Below are 16,954 nucleotides of genomic sequence, written 5' to 3' on the forward strand. Positions count from 1 at the left end.
CCGGGGCGGTGGCCAGGCCCGGAATCCGTTCATCCCCGCCGGATGAGGCAGCGCCGCCCGGCCGTCGATGAGGCTCGGCGGGACACGGCCGCACGCGCCGAAACCGCCCGAGGAGGACGCCATGACCGCGATGTACGGTTCGGCCGGCGCATCGTCGCACCCGGTGGTGAACGCTTCGAAACTGTGGGCCGGTGGGGTGGCCACCGCGCTGGTGGCCGCGCTGCTGGCGATCGTGGGCATCCTGGTCGGGCGCGGCCTGTTCGGCGTGGAGATCCTCGCCCCCAAGGGCGCAGGGGTCTGGGGCGACGCCGACACCGGCTGGTACGCCGTCGGCGCGGCCATGTGTGCTCTCGCGGCCACCGGGGTGCTGCATCTGCTGCTGCTCTACACGCCGAAACCGCTGCGGTTCTTCGGCTGGGTGATGACACTGGCGACTGTGGTGGCCATGCTGGCGCCGTTCGTCACGGAAACGGGACTCGGCTCGCGCATGTTCACCGCGGGGCTCAACTTCATCCTCGGCGTCGCGATCGGCTCACTGCTGGCCGGCACGGCGCACACCGCCGTCCAACCCACCGCCCCGGCCCGGCCCGCGCCGCGCCCGTACCGGTGACCGGAGAACGGACTCGCCATGGCTCACGTACAGCAGACACCCGCGCATCTGCGCAACTACGCGAATCCGGCCACCGCCTGGTTCGGCTGGGTGCTCTTCGTCGGCATCGTGCTGGTCGGCGCGGGCCTGATCAACGTCATGCAGGGCCTAATCGCGCTCCTCGACGAGAACTTCTATCTCCAACCCGCGTCGAAACTGGTGATCAACCTCAGCTACGCCGTGTGGGGGTGGACGCTGCTGCTGATGGGCGCCGCCCTGGTGGCCGCCGGCATCGGCGTCCTGCGCGGCAGCACGTGGGCCCGGACGGTCGGTGTCATCGCGGCCTCGGTCAACGCGTTCGTGAACATCGGGTTCGTCACCGCCTACCCGGCGTGGACGATCTTCGCGGTGACGTTCGACTTCATCGCCATCTACACGCTGGTGGTGCATGGCGGTGAGGTCAGGGCGCCGCGGGAGCAGCGGCGATGAGCATCAAGCCGACCCCGGACACCACCCAGGACATCACGCCGCCCGGTCGTACCGGTGAGCCCGCGTGGGCCTCGGACGTGGAGGAACTGGCCCGGCTGCGGGCCGAGGTCGCCGACCTGCACACCCGGCTCGACACCCGGCAGCGCCGCGCCTCCGCGATCACCACGATGCGCCGGATCGCCGCCGCGGTGCTCATCGCGATCACCGCGTTCGCGCTCGTGGCCAGCGTCGTCGGCGTGTGGTCCGCGCGCACCGCCTTCAACACCGACAAGTGGATGGCCACCATCGCCCCGCTGCCGCAGGACCCGACGGTCGCCGCGGCGGTGGCGGACTACGCAACGAACGAGGTGTTCACCGCGATCGACGTGGAGCAGCGGGTGCGCAACGTGCTGCCCGCGCAGGCCGGGTTCATCGCCGGGCCGGTCACCGGCCAGCTGCACGACGTGATCGAGCGGACCGTCTACAACGTGCTGCAGAGCGACCAGTTCCAGCGGATCTGGCTGGAACTGAACCGCCGGACGCATGACCGGGCCGTGGCCATCCTCAACGGCACCAGCGACGTCGCGGTGGCCCGCAACGACCGGGTCGACATCGACCTGCTGCCGCTGATCAACCAGGTGCTGCGGGCGCTCAGCGCCCAGCTGCCCACCATGTTCGGCAGACAGCTCACGCTGCCCGACCTGAGCAGCGGCGAGATCCCGGAGAACCTGCGCCTGCGGGTGGAGAACGCCCTCGGGGTCACGCTACCCGCGAACTTCGCCCAGTTCACCGTGTACGACTCCGGCCAGCTGGCGGCCGTCCAGCAGATGATCAAGACCGCGAAACGGGACCTGGTGCTCTTCGTGGTCGCCACGTTCGTGCTGCTCGGACTGGCCCTGCTGATCTCGCCCGGGCGGCGGCGTACGTTGCTGCAGCTCGGTCTGTGGCTGGTCGTGGCGGCGGTGACCGTCGCGGCGGTGATCCGCGCCGTCCGCGACCAGATCCTCAACGAGGTCCCGGCGGGCCTGTACCGCGACGGCGCCGCGGCGGCCGTCACGACGGTCTTCAGCGAGCTGCGCACGCGCGGCGACCAGATCATCTGGATCGGCGCCGTGCTGGCCGCGGTGATGTACCTGATCGGTCCGGGCCGGGGCCCGACCTGGCTGCGCCACCAGATCGCCGCCGGGGCGCGGGCCGTCGGCCGCTGGACCCGCACCGGCGGGCGTGCCGTGGTCACGCACGGGCCCGGCTTCACGGCCCGGCACCTGGACGCGCTGCGCGTCGGTGGTCTCGGGGTCGCCGTGGTGCTGGCCCTGGTGCTGTCGTCGTGGACGTCCCTGCTGGTGATCGTCGTGGCGCTCGCGGCCTACGAGGTGCTGGTCACCCTGGTCGGCCGCGCGGCGGCCGGGCACGACGCGGAGCCGCCCCCGGGTGTCGCCGCCGGTGATCCCGCGTGAGCGGAGAACGGATCGTGGACGAGTCCCAGACCGATCCCGCCGAAACCCACATGGTGGTGATCAGCGAGGCGCAGGAAGCCACCACGGCGGGCATCTACGGCGTCATCATCAGCGCGGCGGTGATGGCCGCCGCGCACCAGCCGACCGTGCCCGCCACGGTGGTGGCCGTCCTCGTCACCCTGGTCATCTACTGGGCCGCCGAACGGTACGCCCGGATCGTGGCCGAGCGCATCCACGTCGGCCACCGGCCCCGCTGGCACAGCCTCCGGCAGCAGCTCACCGGCGGCTGGGAGATGGTCACGGCGTCGCTGTTCCCGCTGATCGTGCTGATGCTCGCCTACTGGTTCGGCGCCACCCAGCGGACCGCGATCCTGTGGGGGCTGGGCACCAGCACCGTGCTGCTGTGCATCGCCGGGTGGCGGGTCGGCCGCAAGGGGCGGCTGACCCGGGCGGAGCGCCTGGTCTCCTCGGCGATCGCCGGGATCTTCGGCCTCACGATGATCGCCTTGAAGTCCTTCCTGCACTGAGCCGGATCAGAGCAGGCCGTACTCGCGGGCGCGGGTCACCACGGCGCTGCGGCGCGGAGCCTCCAGCTTGCGGTAGATCGAACGCATGTGCGCCTTGATGGTGTTGACCGAGACCCCCAGCTCTCCCGCGATCTCCCCGGCGGTCAGCATCGTGGGCAGGTAGCGCAACACCTCCGTCTCCCGCTCGCTGAGCGGGCCCGCGGGCAGCGCCGCGCGGTGTGCCGGGGCGCTGGTGCGCATCGCGGCCTGGATCTCGGCGACGAAGTCCGCGTTGCGGTGGGTCAGCAGGTTCTGCCGGGCCACCAGCGCGTCCAGGCGCGCGTCACGCAGCGCCAGGAACGGCCGGCGGATGCCCTCGGAGTCGGCCAGGGCGAACGCCTCGGCGAGGCGGTCGGTGGCCCGCAACCCGTGCCCGGCGGCGTCGGCGACCTGGGCGCCCACGATCCCCGCCGCCACGGTCGCGGCCGTGTCCGACATCGGCGCGCGCAGCCCGGCCAGCAGCTCCATCGCGCTCCGCAGGTCGTGCGTCGCGTACCCGGCCCGGGCCGCGCAGACCCGCTCGGGACTGGTCAGCCGGTCCGTGCGCGACAGCAGGGCGTACCGGCGGGCGACCGTGTCGGCGTCGCCCGTGGCGAGATCCACCTCCGACTCGGCCAGCAGCAGCCAGCGTTCCAGGCCGGGGGCCCGCAGCCGGGGGTCCGCGCCCCGGCGCGCCTCGTCGAGAAACGCGCGGGCCGCCCCCGGATCGCCCTTCGCCAGGGCCAGCCGGGCCTGCACACCCACCCGGATCAGCCACTGCGCCGCGGCGGGCTCCCCACGGTGGGACCGCGTCGCCTGCTGCACGGCGCGCTCGGCCGCCGCCAGGTCCCCGCTCTCCAGGTGCACCAGGGCCAGGGCGAGATGCGCCGCCCCGGTCTGCAGCGCGGACAGCAGGCCCCGGCGTTCGGCCAGGTCGCGGGCGTCGCCGGCGAGCCGGGCCGCCTCCTGCACCGAACCCGACATCACCTCCACCAGGGCGAGGTTGCCGAGCGCGCTGATCTCCACCAGTTCCACCCCGGCCGCCCGGGCCGCGGTCGAAGCGGCCCACAGGTAGCGCTGGGCCCGGTCCGGGCGGTCGGTCCACAGCAGGCCGAACCCCTTGTTGTTCAAGGCGATCGCGCGGTACTGCACGGCCGAGGGCACCTCGGCGAAGCGCACCTTGGCCAGCATCGCCAGCAGCTGCGTCGTCTCCGCAACCACGGCGGGCATGTCGCCGCCCGCCCGGTGCACCGCCACCCGCAACGAGCGCGACGTGATCTCCACGGGCAGCCGCTCCGCCTCGGCGCGGCCCGCCAGCAGCTCGTCCGTACCGGCCAGCTGGGCCTCGATCGCGTCGTAGTCGCCCGCGTGGAACAGCATCAGGGCGACGCACACCATCAGCTCCGGGGTGGCCGCGAACGCCCCCGGCGGGATCTGGGCGAGCAGCCGGACCAGGGCCGCCCGGTGCGCCGAGGCGATCAGCGGCGCGGCCTGGGTCACCACGAGGCGGCCCACGTACGGCCAGTCCCCGGCGGCCACGGCGTGTTCGATGGCCTCGAAGACCGAGTTGTGCGCGGCGTGCCAGCCGGCCGCGCGGCGGTGCAGTTCCGGCAGCGCCGTGGGAGATTCCAGCAGCAGCCGGTGCCGCAACACGTCGCGCAGCAGGTGGTGGTACCGGAACCAGCGGGGCTTGGCGCCGAGCCGGACGACGAAGTCGTTGACCCGTTCCAGCTCCTCCAGGGTCCGCTGCCCGTCGGAGCCCAGCGTGATCGCGTCGGCCAGGTCACCGCAGACGTGCTCGCAGATGCTCGTCTGCAGCAGGAACCGGTAGAGGTGCGGGGACTGCCCGGCCAGCACCTCGTCCGCCAGGTACTCGTCGACGGCCCGCACGTCCCCGGCGAAGTCGGCCACCGTACGCGGACCGCCCGGCCCGGCCAGGAACGTCGCCCCGAGCTGCAGGCCGGCCGCCCACCCCTCGGTGTGCTCGACCAGCGCGACCACCTCGTCGTCGGGCAGCGCCAGGCCGTGCCGGGACAGCAGATCGGCCGCCTCCGGCACGGTGAAGGCCAGTTCGCCGGCCCGGATCTCGGCCATCTCCCCGGTGGCGCGCATGCGGTGCACCGGCAGGACCACTTGGGTACGGGTGAGCAGCACGAGGCGCAGCCCCGCCGGCGGGTGGCGCAGCAGCCCGGACAGCTCCCGCAGCACGTCGTCGTCGGTGATCTCGTGGAAGTCGTCGAGCACCAGGACGGTCGGTGCGGCCAGCCGGCCCAGGCCGCGCGCCACATGCCGCAGGCGTTCCACATGATCGGTGGGAACGGTGCCCAGCTCGGCCAGCGGGCTGTCCGGCGGCACCGCGCCCGCCGCCCGCAGCGCCGCCGCCACGCTCGACCAGAAGAGCTGGACGTCGTTGTCGTGGGCGTCGAGGGTGAGCCAGGCGACCGGGGTGCGCCGGGTGTCGGCCCAGGCGGAGACCAGCACGGTCTTGCCCCAGCCCGCCCCGGCGCAGACCACCGTCAGCGGGCACCGCACCGCGGCGTCCAGCGCGTCGAACAGGCGTTGGCGCCGGATCCGGGCCCGCAGCATCTGCGGCCGGGCGGTCTTGGCCGCGATGAACGGCGCTATCGTGGGCAGCGCCGGCCGCCGCCCCTTGGGGCGCTTGCCGCGCGCGGTCCGCAGCTTTCGGTTCGTCACGTCGTCAAGAACGTTGTCACCCTCCATGCCGCCCCCTTTGGCAGCCATCCGCGCCCTTCGCCGGCCGAAAGCAACCGCGTCGCGTGTCCGGGCGGGATGGGGTTTGCGGCACCGGCCCAGCCGTGCCGGGTGACATCCTCGGCACCAGCACGGCAGTCCACCGCCGTTGCCGGTGGGGCCGGATGGGCGGGGGGCCACTGCCGTCCTCAGCCAAACACGTGGATCACCAGCGTGGCAACATCCGCTTTACGGCCCCGATCATCCGATTTGCGCTACGCCCCGGCGCTCTACCGCCCGGCTTCGCCGCACCTATCACCCCTTGTGGAGGAACAGGAGACGGCGCAATGGGTAGACCGTGAAGAACATCCGATATCACGTACCACGGGCCGGAGGCTGTGTGCGCCATGGAGGAGAGATACGAGATCCGCGTGCAGGGATTTGTCGGACCGGCGCTGCGTGCCGCCTTCACCGGACTGCGCTGCGAGTCCGTGGCCCGGGAGTGGACGATCCGCGGCCGGCTGTCCGCGGATCAACTGGGGGCCCTGCTGGTCCGGCTGGACCGGTGCGGGGTGGAGCTGATCCGCGTGCGCTACCAGCACGACCGGCCCGAGGAGCCCGCCCCGGACGACACCGCGGCGGAACCGGACTGGACGCAGGCGGTGGTCACCCCGGCCGGATGAGGTGGCGCCCGGCGGGCGCCGCGAGGATCGAGATCGGACGATCCCCCGGCGCCGTGTGACCGTTGCGCGGTGACCCCCTGGCCTCACCGTGTCGTTCGGCCGACGGCGGATCGCCCCCTGTCGGATCGAGCGAAGGAGCGGCAGCAGATGGCCATCGGTCCGGTCCAGCTGATCGTGCTGGGCTTCGAACATCCCAACTTCCACGGCGAGGTCGTCGCCGAACTGGAGCGGCTGCGCAAGAGCGACACCGTACGCGTGATCGACGCCCTCGCGGTCTACAAGGACGCCGACGGCGACATCGAGGTCGAGCATCTGAGCAACCTGTCCACCGAAGAGGCGATCGAGCTGGGCAGCAAGATCGGCGCGCTGGTGGGCCTCGGTATCGAGGGCGAGGCGGGCTTCGAGGCGGGTGCCGTGGCGGGCGCCGAGGCGGCGGCCGAGCAGGGCGGCGTCCGGGTCTTCAGCGATGCCGACGCCTGGGACGTCATCGCGGAGATCCCCAACGACAGCGCGGCCGCGCTGTTGCTGATCGAGCACCACTGGGCCGTGCCGCTGCGCGACGCGATCGCGCGGGCGGGCGGCTTCCGCCTCGGCGACGGCTTCATCAACCCGCTCGACCTGGTCGGGATCGGGCTGTTGACGGCCGAGGAGGCCAAGGAACTGCACGACCTGGAGACCGCGGGCGCGGCCCGCTGAACCATCCACCCGTCACGGGGACACGGAGGTGCAGGCAATGTTCGGAACTCGTCGGGTGGCCCGGCGTACCTCGCGGCGCACGGCGCGGCGGGTGCAGCGCCGCCGCCGCTGAACGCGGACGCGATCGATGCGGCCGGGAACTTCCCGGCCGCATCCCTCATCCGTGGCGGGTGGTCCCCGGACCGCCGCCGCGGCGCACCGTCGGTAGATGACGACCAGCGACCCGGAGCAGCCGATGGAGATCACAACGGCGGTGCCGCCGATCCTCCCCGAACCCACCGCGCCGCGCGACGGGCTGCCCGCCGACCCGGCACCCGTCAACGGCGTACCCCTGGCCGCCACGGCCGGCGACCCCCTGGCCGCCACGGCCGGCGACGTCCCGGCCGATTCCGCGAAACCACCGGCCGCCAGCGTGGAGGGCACCGCGCCGGGCCTGCTGGCCGGAATCCTCCGGTGGCGCGACGCCGCCGTCGGCGCGGCGTTCGAGGCCGAGGAGGCCGCCGCCGGGATGCTCGACGGCCTGAGGCGCGCCGCTGCCCGCCGCACCGAAATCGTCGCCGAACTGGCCGAGCGCGGGGCCCGTGAACGCCTGCGCGGCCGTCAGCGGGCGAGCGCGACGGTGCAGTCGGCGGTCAACGCGGTCGCCACCTCCGCGGTGGTCGACCGGTTCGTGGACGCCCAACTGGAACGCGTGCTGCGCCCCGTCGTGCTGACGGTGCTGGACGACGTGCTGAGCCTGCTGGAGCGCGAGCCGGACCGGATCCGGGATCTGATCCGCGGGCAGCGTGAAAGCATGGTGGACGAGCTGGTCACCCGGATCCGCACCGGCGCGGAAGCCGGTGACACCGCGGTCGACCGGTTCACCTACCGGGTCTTCCACCGCGGACCGCGCCCCGCGCCCGCCGACACACCATGACCGATCCCGACGCTGGGGGTTACGCCGGTCCGGTCAGCAGGGTCATCGCCTACGTCCTGGACCTCATGCTGGTGGCGACCGTGTTCACCGGTGGTGTGCTCGTCACGATCCTGGTCGGCGCGGTCGTCTCCCCCACCGATCCCGATGTACTGCGCCTCACCGCCTCGGCGTACCTGCTGCTGTTGCCGCCGACGCTGGCGCTGTACGACACGGTGTTCTGGGCGCTGGCGGGACGGACGCCGGGGATGGCGCTGCTGGGCCTGCGGGTGGTCACGGTCAGCGGGCGGCGGTTGTCCTGGATCGCCGCGCTGATCCGGGGTGTCGTGCTGGCGTACTTTCCGATCGGGGCCGCGTGGATCCCGGTGGACGGTCGCCACCAGGGCCTCCACGACAAGCTGGCGCGCACCGCCGTGGTCCGGGTACGCGCGCCCGCCACCACGGCACCCGCCCACTGAGGCGCGCTCACCCGTGGCGCGGGTACCGCGTGGTGCCGAGGGCGTGCCACCCGGATCCGGCCTGATGACGTTCCTCGACCACGATCTCGTCGCTGTCCACGGTGATCACCGACCACGAGCGGCCCACCCCGCGGGTGCGTACGCTCGTGGCCGTACCGGCCACCACCTCGATCACCCGGTGCGCCGAGCTGTCGAGCTCGTAGCTGCTGGCGGCTGGCAGGTGGGTGTGCCCGGCCAGCACCAGGTCGACCTGGGCGGCGGCCAGCGCCCGCAGCAGGCGGTCGCGCCCGACCACCCGGGCCAGCCCGGTGGCGCGCGGCGGGTGGTGCAGCGCCAGCACCCGGACCGCCCCGGGCGGGGCGGCGCCGAGCACCGTACGCACGGCGTCGGCCTGCCGCCGCGACACCCGGCCGCTCTTCCACCGCCACCGCGGGGTGCTCTCCAGGCCCATCACGGTCACCGCCGGAAGCCGCAGCACCGGATCCAGGTCCTCCTCCAGCCAGTGCCGGAACCGGGCGTACGGCGAGACCAGCCGTGCCGGGCTGTCCAGCGGCACGTCGTGGTTGCCGGTCACCACGAGCAGCGGGTCGGGCAGCCCGTCGAGCAGTTCCCGGGCCTGCCGGAACTGCCCGGTGCGGGCGCGCATCGTGCAGTCCCCGGTGACCACGGTGACCGTGGGGTGCACGGCCGCGACGTCCGCGGCCAGCGTCCGCGCCGCCACCGGGTCGTGGGCGCCCAGATGCAGGTCGGACAGGTGCGCGATGACAACCGGGGGGTCTGCCGCGGTCATCCGCCGCCCGCGGACAGGGCGAGCCGGCGCAGGCGCGCCCAGTCCAGTTCGGGGCGCGGCGGGGGCACGCCCGGCCGGTGCCGTGGCACGCGGACGCGCAGCGCGCCGGGCCGGATCGTGCACCGCACCGGGGTCGGCAGGGTGACCGCCTCCCCGTCGATGCCGACCGGCACCGTGGGCTCGTCCGCGTCGACGACCGCCTCGTCGGCGGTGAGGACGGTCAGCGCCTTGGCCCGGCGCAGCCCCTGCGCGAAGCCCGCGGCCTCGATCGCGCCGTGCACCGTGACCGCGAGGACGCCGAGCACCCCGCCGTCGACGCGGGGCCGACGACCCAGCCCGGCCAGGTCGTCCGACCCGTACGGATTGTTGCTGACCAGCACCGCCTGCGGCCCGGACAGCTCCACGTCGCCCGCCCGCACCCGCAGCCGCGGGCCCTGCTGCCCGGCCAGCAGGTCGGGCAGCAGGTCCAGGGTGGTGCGCGTCTTGTCGTCGCGGTACGCGGGACTCTGCACGACCGCCGCGTACGCCCCGAAGGAGGCGTTGTTGACGAATGTGCGGTCGCCGATCAGGCCCAGGTCCACCCGCAGCTCCACCCCGTCGGTGAGAGCGTCCAGGCAGGTGGCCGGGTTCTGCCGGTCCAGGCCCAGGTCGAGGGCGAAGTGGTTGCGGGTGCCGGCGGAGATCACCATGAAGGGCAGCCCGTGCTCGGCGGCGATGCCCGCCACCAGGGCCTGGGTGCCGTCGCCGCCCGCCACGCCGAGCAGGTCCGCGCCGTCGCGGACGGCCTGGCGGGCCAGCTCGACGACGTCCACTTCGCCCTCCAGCACGGCCACCTCGGCGCCCATCTCGCGGGCCTTCTCGATGAGCTGGAAACGTTCCACTTTGCCGCCACCGGAGCGCGGATTCATGATCAGGTACGGCCGTCGCGGCGGCGGGGTCTCCCGCTCGGCGGGGCCGTCGGTGATCGCGGGCGCCGCGAGCGCGCGCCGCCCGGCGGCCAGCGCCGCCGTCCACAGCAGCGCGAACGCGACGACCACCCAGATCAGCCGGGCCCGCGCGAAGAGGATCGCCACGACCAGCGGCGCCAGAATCACGAGGGCACCGGCCAGCCAGCGCAGCACCCCGCGGTGGCTGAGGAACCACCAGGCCCCGGCCAGCGCCATGGCCATCCCCGCCGCACCGACCACCAGCAGGTTGATGCTGCCGGTGACGCCCGCGACCGACAGCACCAGCAGCACCGCGGCGGCCGCCGTGACGAACGCCAGCCGGGCCAGCCACCGCTGAGCGGGCCGCGAGGACGCCGACAGCATCGGCGCGTCGGTGGCGGTGACCTCGACCATGGCTGCCTCCCGTCGATGCGCGCGCCGCCCGTCCAAGAGCGGCCCGGCCACCAGTGTCGGCCCGGCCCGCCGGCGGAGCCTCATTCCGGCGGGGTGAACCGGCGGGCGCCGCGCTCGCGGCAGACTGCATTCCTCGGGACGGGGGGTCGTGGCCCGGGGCCTGTCGAGCGTCCGCGCGGCAACGCGCTGAACAGGAGGACCGCTGTGGCGACGAAAACGCGGCCGGGGGTGGCCCCCCGCAGCCGGCTACGTCACCCCGCCGAACTGCCCTTCTTCACTTTCATGGTCATCCTCAACGTCATCATCGTCGTCGCGATCGTACGGGCCGCCATGGTCCTGCCGTACCTGCCGGAACAGCTGCACGACACCGGCTGGGCGACCGCCATCCGCACCGCCCTGATCGGCCTGCTGCTGTTCATCCCCGGACTGATCGTGATCCGCGAGACCCAGCGCGCGTCCGTACGGGGCACCGCGGTGCTGCTCTCCGCCCGGCAGTACCCGGACCTGTACAAGACCGCGGACGACTTCGCCCAGCAGCTGGGGCTACGCCGGCGCCCGCAGATCTACCTCGCCAACGGCAACGGCACGCTGAACGCGTTCGCGGCGCAGGCGACGGGGCACGACTACGTGGTGCTGGCCAACGAGCTGTTCGTGAATCTCCACAAAAACAACCGGGACGGGCTGCGGTTCATCCTGGGCCACGAGCTGGGCCACATCCGGCTGCACCACGTCTCGCTGTGGTACCAGATCGCGGTCGCGTACTCGCAGATGATCCCGCTTCTCGGCCCACTGCTGTCCCGGCTGCGGGAGTACTCCTGCGACCGGCACGGCGCGCACCTGTCGCCGCTGGGGGCGACCGGCCTGGTGCTGCTGGCCTCGGGACGGCACACCGAGGACGTGGTCGACGTGGACGAACTCGTCCGGCAGGGTCAGTCGCTCGGCGGCTTCTGGGTCGCGCTGTCGCAGCTGCCCCGCTCGCACCCGTTCACGGTGCGGCGCCTGGAACGTCTGTACCGCCTCGGGCTGTTCCACGCCCGGCTGTCGGAACACGCCGTCTGACGTGCTCAGGGCAGCCGGGGATGGAAGTCACCGAGGATGTCCGGGCCCGCCTGGACCACCCCGTAACTGGATTCCGGAACCGGCTGCCACGCACCGACCAGCTCGCCGAGCGGCTCCGACACGATGATCCGGGTCTCGTCCGAGATTTTCTGGAGTTGCTCGTTGTCCGGGTACAGCTCCCGCAGCGCGGTCACCGCCGTACTGAAGTACAGGGTGCGGCTGGCGCCCTCGCTGGAATATCGGAACGCGAATATCCGGTCGCCGTCCGTGGTGGCCACGGTCATCTGGATCGGGTCGTGCACGCCGTGCGCACGGCCGACGGACTCCACGAACCCGACCATCCGCTCCACGGCGGCCACCGGATCGTCGCGCAGCCCGAACGTCAGCGCGAGATGGAACATCACCTCGGAGTCGGTCGAGCCCACCATCGTCCGGTACAGCTCCGGATCCACCGCGAACACCAGGTCGCGTTTGACCGTCTGGAAGTCGCGGATCGAGCCATTGTGGATCCACAGCCAGGAGCCGTACCGGAAGGGGTGGCAGTTGGTCGTCTGCACCGGTGTCCCGGTGCTGGCCCGGATGTGCGCGAGGAACAGCGGCGAGGTGACCGTGGACGCCAGCTCCCGCAGGTTGACGTCGCCCCACGCCGGGCCGGTGCCCCGGAACAGCGTCGGGGTGGCGGCGCCGTCCGTGCCGTACCAACCGACACCGAACCCGTCGCCGTTGGTGGTCTCCACCCCCATCCGCGCGTGCAGGCTCTGGTCGATGAGCGAGTACCGCGGTTTGTACAGCAGCTCCTCCAGCAGGATCGGCGTTCCCGAGTAGGCAAGCCACCGGCACATCGTCGTGCTCCTTCCGCGTGCGGTCTTCCGCCATCGTGGGCACGACGGCGGATCCGGCCCTCACCCTGCTGGGATGAGCCCGGGTACGGCCCAGCTCAGACGCCGCTGTGCACCGGGATCCGGCCCGCCTTGCCCGCCGCCGCGAGGGTCTGGAAGTCCCGTTCGTTGAGATCGGCGTAGCGTTCCGCGAACTCGACCAGCGCCTGGTCGAATCCGGCTCCGCCGGTGAGGTACCCGGCGATGGCGATCCGGTCGCCGGTACGGGCGTGCGCCCGGGCCAGGGTCCACCCGCACAGCGCCGCGTACGCCTGCATCCCCTCCGGATCCATGGCCTCGACCACCGCCGAGCCCTTCCAGTCGCGCAGTTGCCGGACGTAGAAGTCGCGGGTCCGCCCGTCCACCCCCTCGATCGTCTGCCAGCCGAGGAAGATGTCGCTGACGGCCTGCATCAGCCGCTGCCCGGTCACCACGCGCTGCCCCTCGCTGGGGTAGCCGGCGGCCTTGCCGTCGGGCACGTGCGCGGCCAGCACCGACGGGGGCGCCTCCTTGACCTGCAGCAGCAAGGGGTCGTCCGGGTCGCGCCCGCTGAGCAGCACCACCCAGCACCGGGTGCCGACGCTGCCGACACCGACCACCTTGCGCGCCAGGTCGACGAACTGGAACGCCCCGAGCAGGTGCCGCCGGTCCGGCGACAGGGTTTCGGCGTAGCCGTCGAGCACCTGGCGGATCCACTGCTCGAACTCGGCCCGCTTCTCGTCCGGCAGCAGGTCGTCGATGGGCACGATCAGGGGCGGGTCGGCCACGATGCGCCGGTGCCCGTCCACCATGGCGGTCATCTTGCGGAAGGCCTGCATGCTGTCGCGGGTACGCGCCTTCGCCTGCGCCTGTTCCAGGCGCTTGCGCTTGGCCTTGCTCATCTGGTCGCGCAGCAGCACGTTGACCTCGTCGAGGTCGGCCCGCGCGTACCAGACGTCCAGCTCGCGCTGCTCGGCGAACTCGCTCATCGCCTGCCGGTAGCGGCTCACCGCGCCGGCCACCACGGCGGCCCGTTCCTTGCGGCGGAAGCCGTTGCCCCGCGCGGCCACGGCCAGGCTCGCCGCCAGCCGCTTGACGTCCCACTCCCACGGGCCCGGGTACGTCTCGTCGAAGTCGTTGATGTCGAAGACGAGCCGCCGTTCCGGCGACGCGAACGCCCCGAAGTTGCTCAGGTGCGCGTCGCCGCAGAGCTGACAGTTCAGCCCCGTGGCGGGGGTACGGGCCAGGTCGGCGGCCATCACGGCGGCGGCGCCCCGGAAGAACGTGAACGGCGAGACCAGCATCCGGCCGTACCGGATGGGCACCAGCTCCGGGACCCGGGTGGCACCCTGCTCGATCAGCAGCTCGACCGGGTCGGGCCGGTCGGCGGCGGCCGGCAGCTCCGCGTGCGCCTCGAACGGTACGGCGCGGCGCGCGGCCTTGCCGGCCTTGAGCCGTGCCGCCGGATCCTGGGCGGGCGCCGTGGCACTTGCCTTCCGACCGGTCATCGCGCGCCTCCCGCGTGGGTGGATCGGAGACTCCGATCCCTGTACGCGACAGAACACCCACGGGGGCCGCGGCACACCATCCGCCGGGGACGAGCACACTCTCCGCAAGCGTGGGATTACCCGATCCGAACGATGTGGGCTCGGCGATCAACGGGCAAAGATAGCATGGAGTCCGGTCGTCTTCGACAGCGGAGGGAGGGCCCGTGCGCGCTGATCTCGCCGTTTCCATGCCGGTGACCGATCCAGCCACCGCGGAAGATCCACTGCTCCGGTCCAAGTTTGAGGTTCCTGAACGCCCCCGCTTCATGGTGGCCCGCCAGCGCCTGCGCGACCTGCTGTCGAACCGGGCGGACGTCCCGGTCCGGCTCGTCGTCGGCCCGGCGGGCAGTGGCAAGACCCAGCTCGTCGCCTCCTGGGTGAGCGGCGGCGCCGAGGGCACCGCGGTCGCCTGGGTCACCCTGGAGGACGACGACGACCAGACGTGCGGCTTCTGGAACTACATCGTGGAGGCGCTGCGCCGCGCCGGGGTACCGATCTCCCCCGCGCTCAGCCCCGTCGCCTCCAGCTCGGGCGTGGACCGCTCGTTCCTGGTACGCCTCGCCGCGGAGCTGTCCGAACAGCAGATGCCGGTGCTGCTCGTCCTCGATGGCGTGTCCGCGCTGACCGGGGAGCAGTGGGCCACCGACCTGGAGTTCGTGCTGCGCCACACCAGCCCGCTGCTGCGCCTCGTGCTGGTCGGCCGCTGGGACCCGCCGCTGCCGCTGCACCGGTACCGGCTCGACGGCCGGCTGACCGAGGTACGCAGCGAAGACCTCGCGTTCACCGCGGAGGAGGCCGGTGAACTGCTCACGCTGCACGGCGTCGAACTGAGCACCGCCGGGCTGACCTCGCTGCTGGAACACACCGAGGGGTGGGCGGCCGGGCTGCGGCTGTTCGCCATCGCGCTGCAGGACCGGCGCGACGCGGACCGCCTCGTCGACACCATCACCGGCAACGAGGCGACCATCGCCGAGTACTTCGTGGACGAGGTGCTGCGCGTCCAGCCGCCGCACGTACGGGCGTTCCTGCTGGAGACCAGCATCCTGGACACCTTCACGCCGGAGCTGGCCGAGGCGGTCACCGGGCGCACCGACGCCCTGCGGCTGCTGGTGGAGCTGGCCCGGCGCAACGCGTTCGTGCAGCCCGCCGCCGAGTACTCGGCGGCGTACCGGTTCCACCGGCTCTTCGCGGAGCTGCTGCGCGCCCAGCTCATGTACGAGGCCCCGGAGCGGACCCCGCAGTTGCACCGCCGCGCCGCCGGCTGGTTCGCGGCCCAGGGCCAGACCGCGGAGGCGGTCAGCCACGCGGTCCGCGCCGGCGACTGGGTGGGCGCCAGCACCGTGATCGTCGACCACCACGCGATCGGCCGGCTCGTGCTCGACGGCCGTACCGGGCGGCTCGGCACCCTGCTGCGGCACCTGCCGGAGGACTCCGAGGACGCCGAGGTGGCGATCGTGTCGGCCGCCCTGGCCCTGGCCGACGGGTCCGCGGAGCGCTGCGCCCACCAGCTGAGCCGGGCGCAGGAGCTGGTGATGCGCCGCGGCTGGGAGTACAGCCAGGCGCTGGCCCTGGCCGACCTGCTGCTCGGCGTGCTGCTGGCCGCCGCGAGCGGCGACCACGCGCAGGTGCTGCAGCTCAGCGCCGCCGCGGAACACGCGGTCGCCCAGGCGCCCCGGGAGGATCTGGCCCGGCACCCCGAGCTGCGCGTGCTGCTGCTGGCCGCCAAGGGCTTCGCGCAGAGCGGGCGCGGCGCCATCGACGCGGCGGCGGTGACGCTGACCGAGGCGGTGGCCGGGGCGGTCGCCGGATGCGAGTACCCCCGGGTGGAGTGCCTGCAGCACCTCGCGCTGATCGAGGCGTACCGGGGGCGGCTCGGGCACGCCGAGAAGCTGGCGAACGAGGCGATCGACCTCGCCGACCGGTGCGGGCTGGAGCCCGCGCGGCGGCCCGCCGACGGTCACCTGGCCCTGGCCTGGGTGGCCATGGAACGGTACGACGTGGACGCCGCCGGGCGGCACCTGCGCATCGCCGACCCGAAGCGACGCCCGAGTCACGGCGGCCTGACCGCGGGGGCCTTCGCGCTGGTGAAATCGCGGCGCCTGCAGGCCCGCGGGGAGCTGCGCGGGGCGGTGAGCCTGCTCGACGAGGTGGCCGCGGCGCGGGACGGCACCCAGCCGCCGGAATGGCTGGGCCGCGAGATCACCCTGTCCCGGGCCCGGCTGATGATCGCCACCGGCCACCCCGATCAGGCGCTGGCGACGGTGGGCGGATTCGCCGAGCCGTACTCGCCGGACATCGTCGTGGTGCAGGCCGCGGCGCTGGCCGCGACGGCCGAGGTGGACCGGGCACGCGCGGCGATCCAGCCGGTCGCCGGCACCGCCGGGCTCGCCCCGCCGGTCGCCGTGGAGGCCTGGCTCGTCGTGGCGACCCTGGCCGCCCAGGCCGGTGACGGCGAGGGCGCCCGTACGGCACTGCGGCACGCGCTGCGGCTGGCCGCCCCCGAGTCCCAGCGCCGCGCCGTCCAGCTGGTCTGGGCGCAACTGCGGCGCGTGCTGCGCGACGACGACGGGCTGGCGGAACAGTACCGGTCGCTGCTGGGCAATCAGCCGGGGCCGCAACGCAGCGCCGAGCCGGACCCGGACACCCTGGTCATCGTCGAGCCGTTGAGCCGGCGCGAGATGGAGGTGCTGCAGGGCATGGCGGGCATGCTGCCCACCGAGGAGATCGCCGCCACCCTGTACGTCTCGGTCAACACCGTGAAGACACACGTCCGCAGCATCCTGCGCAAGTTGTCCGCGTCGCGGCGCAACGAGGCGGTACGCCGCGCCCGGGCGCTCGGCCTCATCTGACCTCCGCCACCC

At 73.1% G+C, this 16,954-nt stretch carries 15 protein-coding genes; 10 read left to right on the forward strand and 5 right to left on the reverse strand.

What is annotated here, in order from left to right; translation table 11 throughout:
* Nucleotides 1–121: 121 nt before the first annotated feature.
* The 4 genes from EV385_RS05720 to EV385_RS05735 are packed head-to-tail and all read left to right on the forward strand — an operon-like array spanning nucleotide 122 to nucleotide 3,041.
* Entirely contained in the window at nucleotides 122–610 is a 489-nt protein-coding gene (locus EV385_RS05720; RefSeq protein WP_130508497.1) for a DUF6069 family protein, read from the forward strand.
* Nucleotides 611–628: 18 nt separating this feature from the next.
* Nucleotides 629–1,078 (forward strand): DUF7144 family membrane protein, encoded by a 450-nt coding sequence (locus tag EV385_RS05725; RefSeq protein WP_130508498.1) that lies wholly within the window; start codon nucleotides 629–631, stop codon nucleotides 1,076–1,078.
* Entirely contained in the window at nucleotides 1,075–2,514 is a 1,440-nt protein-coding gene (locus EV385_RS05730) for a hypothetical protein (RefSeq protein WP_242624728.1), read from the forward strand. Before EV385_RS05725 ends, EV385_RS05730 begins: the two co-directional genes overlap by 4 nt.
* Entirely contained in the window at nucleotides 2,511–3,041 is a 531-nt protein-coding gene (locus EV385_RS05735) for a hypothetical protein (protein WP_242624729.1), read from the forward strand. Before EV385_RS05730 ends, EV385_RS05735 begins: the two co-directional genes overlap by 4 nt.
* A 6-nt stretch (nucleotides 3,042–3,047) precedes the next feature.
* Here the strand turns inward: EV385_RS05735 and EV385_RS05740 are convergent, their stop codons facing one another.
* Nucleotides 3,048–5,780, reverse strand: coding sequence for a winged helix-turn-helix domain-containing protein (locus EV385_RS05740; protein ID WP_207229763.1), 2,733 nt, complete (start codon nucleotides 5,778–5,780; stop codon nucleotides 3,048–3,050).
* Nucleotides 5,781–6,157: 377 nt separating this feature from the next.
* On the opposite strand from EV385_RS05740, the gene EV385_RS05745 reads away from it, so the two are divergent.
* The 4 genes from EV385_RS05745 to EV385_RS05760 all read left to right on the forward strand — a co-directional run bounded on the left by EV385_RS05745 (nucleotide 6,158) and on the right by EV385_RS05760 (nucleotide 8,500).
* Entirely contained in the window at nucleotides 6,158–6,433 is a 276-nt protein-coding gene (locus EV385_RS05745) for a hypothetical protein (RefSeq protein ID WP_130508500.1), read from the forward strand.
* A 147-nt stretch (nucleotides 6,434–6,580) separates the two neighbouring features.
* A complete protein-coding gene (locus EV385_RS05750) occupies nucleotides 6,581–7,129 on the forward strand; it encodes a hypothetical protein (RefSeq protein WP_130508501.1) in 549 nt (182 codons plus the stop codon).
* A 208-nt stretch (nucleotides 7,130–7,337) separates the two neighbouring features.
* Complete coding sequence (locus tag EV385_RS05755) at nucleotides 7,338–8,045, forward strand: hypothetical protein (protein WP_130508502.1); 708 nt, start codon at nucleotides 7,338–7,340, stop codon at nucleotides 8,043–8,045.
* A complete protein-coding gene (locus EV385_RS05760) occupies nucleotides 8,042–8,500 on the forward strand; it encodes an RDD family protein (RefSeq protein ID WP_130508503.1) in 459 nt (152 codons plus the stop codon). The genes EV385_RS05755 and EV385_RS05760 overlap by 4 nt, the downstream gene beginning before the upstream one ends.
* Nucleotides 8,501–8,507: 7 nt before the next feature.
* Here EV385_RS05760 and EV385_RS05765 read toward each other — a convergent pair whose 3' ends face one another.
* Nucleotides 8,508–9,290, reverse strand: coding sequence for a metallophosphoesterase family protein (locus EV385_RS05765; protein WP_130508504.1), 783 nt, complete (start codon nucleotides 9,288–9,290; stop codon nucleotides 8,508–8,510).
* Nucleotides 9,287–10,630 (reverse strand): diacylglycerol/lipid kinase family protein, encoded by a 1,344-nt coding sequence (locus tag EV385_RS05770; protein ID WP_242624730.1) that lies wholly within the window; start codon nucleotides 10,628–10,630, stop codon nucleotides 9,287–9,289. The genes EV385_RS05765 and EV385_RS05770 overlap by 4 nt, the downstream gene beginning before the upstream one ends.
* 204 nt (nucleotides 10,631–10,834) lie before the next feature.
* Here EV385_RS05770 and EV385_RS05775 point away from each other — a divergent pair, with 204 nt between their 5' ends.
* A complete protein-coding gene (locus EV385_RS05775; RefSeq protein WP_242624731.1) occupies nucleotides 10,835–11,689 on the forward strand; it encodes a M48 family metallopeptidase in 855 nt (284 codons plus the stop codon).
* 5 nt (nucleotides 11,690–11,694) lie between these two features.
* Here the strand turns inward: EV385_RS05775 and EV385_RS05780 are convergent, their stop codons facing one another.
* Both EV385_RS05780 and EV385_RS05785 read right to left on the reverse strand, forming a co-directional pair.
* Nucleotides 11,695–12,531 (reverse strand): class II glutamine amidotransferase, encoded by an 837-nt coding sequence (locus EV385_RS05780; RefSeq protein WP_130508505.1) that lies wholly within the window; start codon nucleotides 12,529–12,531, stop codon nucleotides 11,695–11,697.
* Between the two features lie 95 nt (nucleotides 12,532–12,626).
* Nucleotides 12,627–14,054, reverse strand: coding sequence for a DUF2252 domain-containing protein (locus EV385_RS05785; protein WP_130508506.1), 1,428 nt, complete (start codon nucleotides 14,052–14,054; stop codon nucleotides 12,627–12,629).
* Between the two features lie 203 nt (nucleotides 14,055–14,257).
* Between EV385_RS05785 and EV385_RS05790 the strand changes: the two genes are divergently transcribed.
* Complete coding sequence (locus EV385_RS05790) at nucleotides 14,258–16,942, forward strand: winged helix-turn-helix domain-containing protein (protein WP_242624732.1); 2,685 nt, start codon at nucleotides 14,258–14,260, stop codon at nucleotides 16,940–16,942.
* Nucleotides 16,943–16,954 lie beyond the last annotated feature (12 nt).

The sequence above is a fragment of the Krasilnikovia cinnamomea genome (assembly GCF_004217545.1).
GTDB classification, from domain to species: domain Bacteria; phylum Actinomycetota; class Actinomycetes; order Mycobacteriales; family Micromonosporaceae; genus Actinoplanes; species Actinoplanes cinnamomeus.

Excerpts from the sequence above, each read along its gene's own strand:
- EV385_RS05720 (WP_130508497.1), top strand. The coding sequence starts at position 122 with ATGACCGCGATGTACGGTTCGGCCGGCGCATCGTCGCACCCGGTGGTG.
- EV385_RS05725 (WP_130508498.1), top strand. The coding sequence starts at position 629 with ATGGCTCACGTACAGCAGACACCCGCGCATCTGCGCAACTACGCGAAT.
- EV385_RS05730 (WP_242624728.1), top strand. The coding sequence starts at position 1,075 with ATGAGCATCAAGCCGACCCCGGACACCACCCAGGACATCACGCCGCCC.
- EV385_RS05740 (WP_207229763.1), bottom strand. The coding sequence starts at position 5,780 with ATGGAGGGTGACAACGTTCTTGACGACGTGACGAACCGAAAGCTGCGG.
- EV385_RS05745 (WP_130508500.1), top strand. The coding sequence starts at position 6,158 with ATGGAGGAGAGATACGAGATCCGCGTGCAGGGATTTGTCGGACCGGCG.
- EV385_RS05750 (WP_130508501.1), top strand. The coding sequence starts at position 6,581 with ATGGCCATCGGTCCGGTCCAGCTGATCGTGCTGGGCTTCGAACATCCC.
- EV385_RS05755 (WP_130508502.1), top strand. The coding sequence starts at position 7,338 with ATGACGACCAGCGACCCGGAGCAGCCGATGGAGATCACAACGGCGGTG.
- EV385_RS05760 (WP_130508503.1), top strand. The coding sequence starts at position 8,042 with ATGACCGATCCCGACGCTGGGGGTTACGCCGGTCCGGTCAGCAGGGTC.
- EV385_RS05765 (WP_130508504.1), bottom strand. The coding sequence starts at position 9,290 with ATGACCGCGGCAGACCCCCCGGTTGTCATCGCGCACCTGTCCGACCTG.
- EV385_RS05770 (WP_242624730.1), bottom strand. The coding sequence starts at position 10,630 with ATGGTCGAGGTCACCGCCACCGACGCGCCGATGCTGTCGGCGTCCTCG.
- EV385_RS05780 (WP_130508505.1), bottom strand. The coding sequence starts at position 12,531 with ATGTGCCGGTGGCTTGCCTACTCGGGAACGCCGATCCTGCTGGAGGAG.
- EV385_RS05785 (WP_130508506.1), bottom strand. The coding sequence starts at position 14,054 with ATGACCGGTCGGAAGGCAAGTGCCACGGCGCCCGCCCAGGATCCGGCG.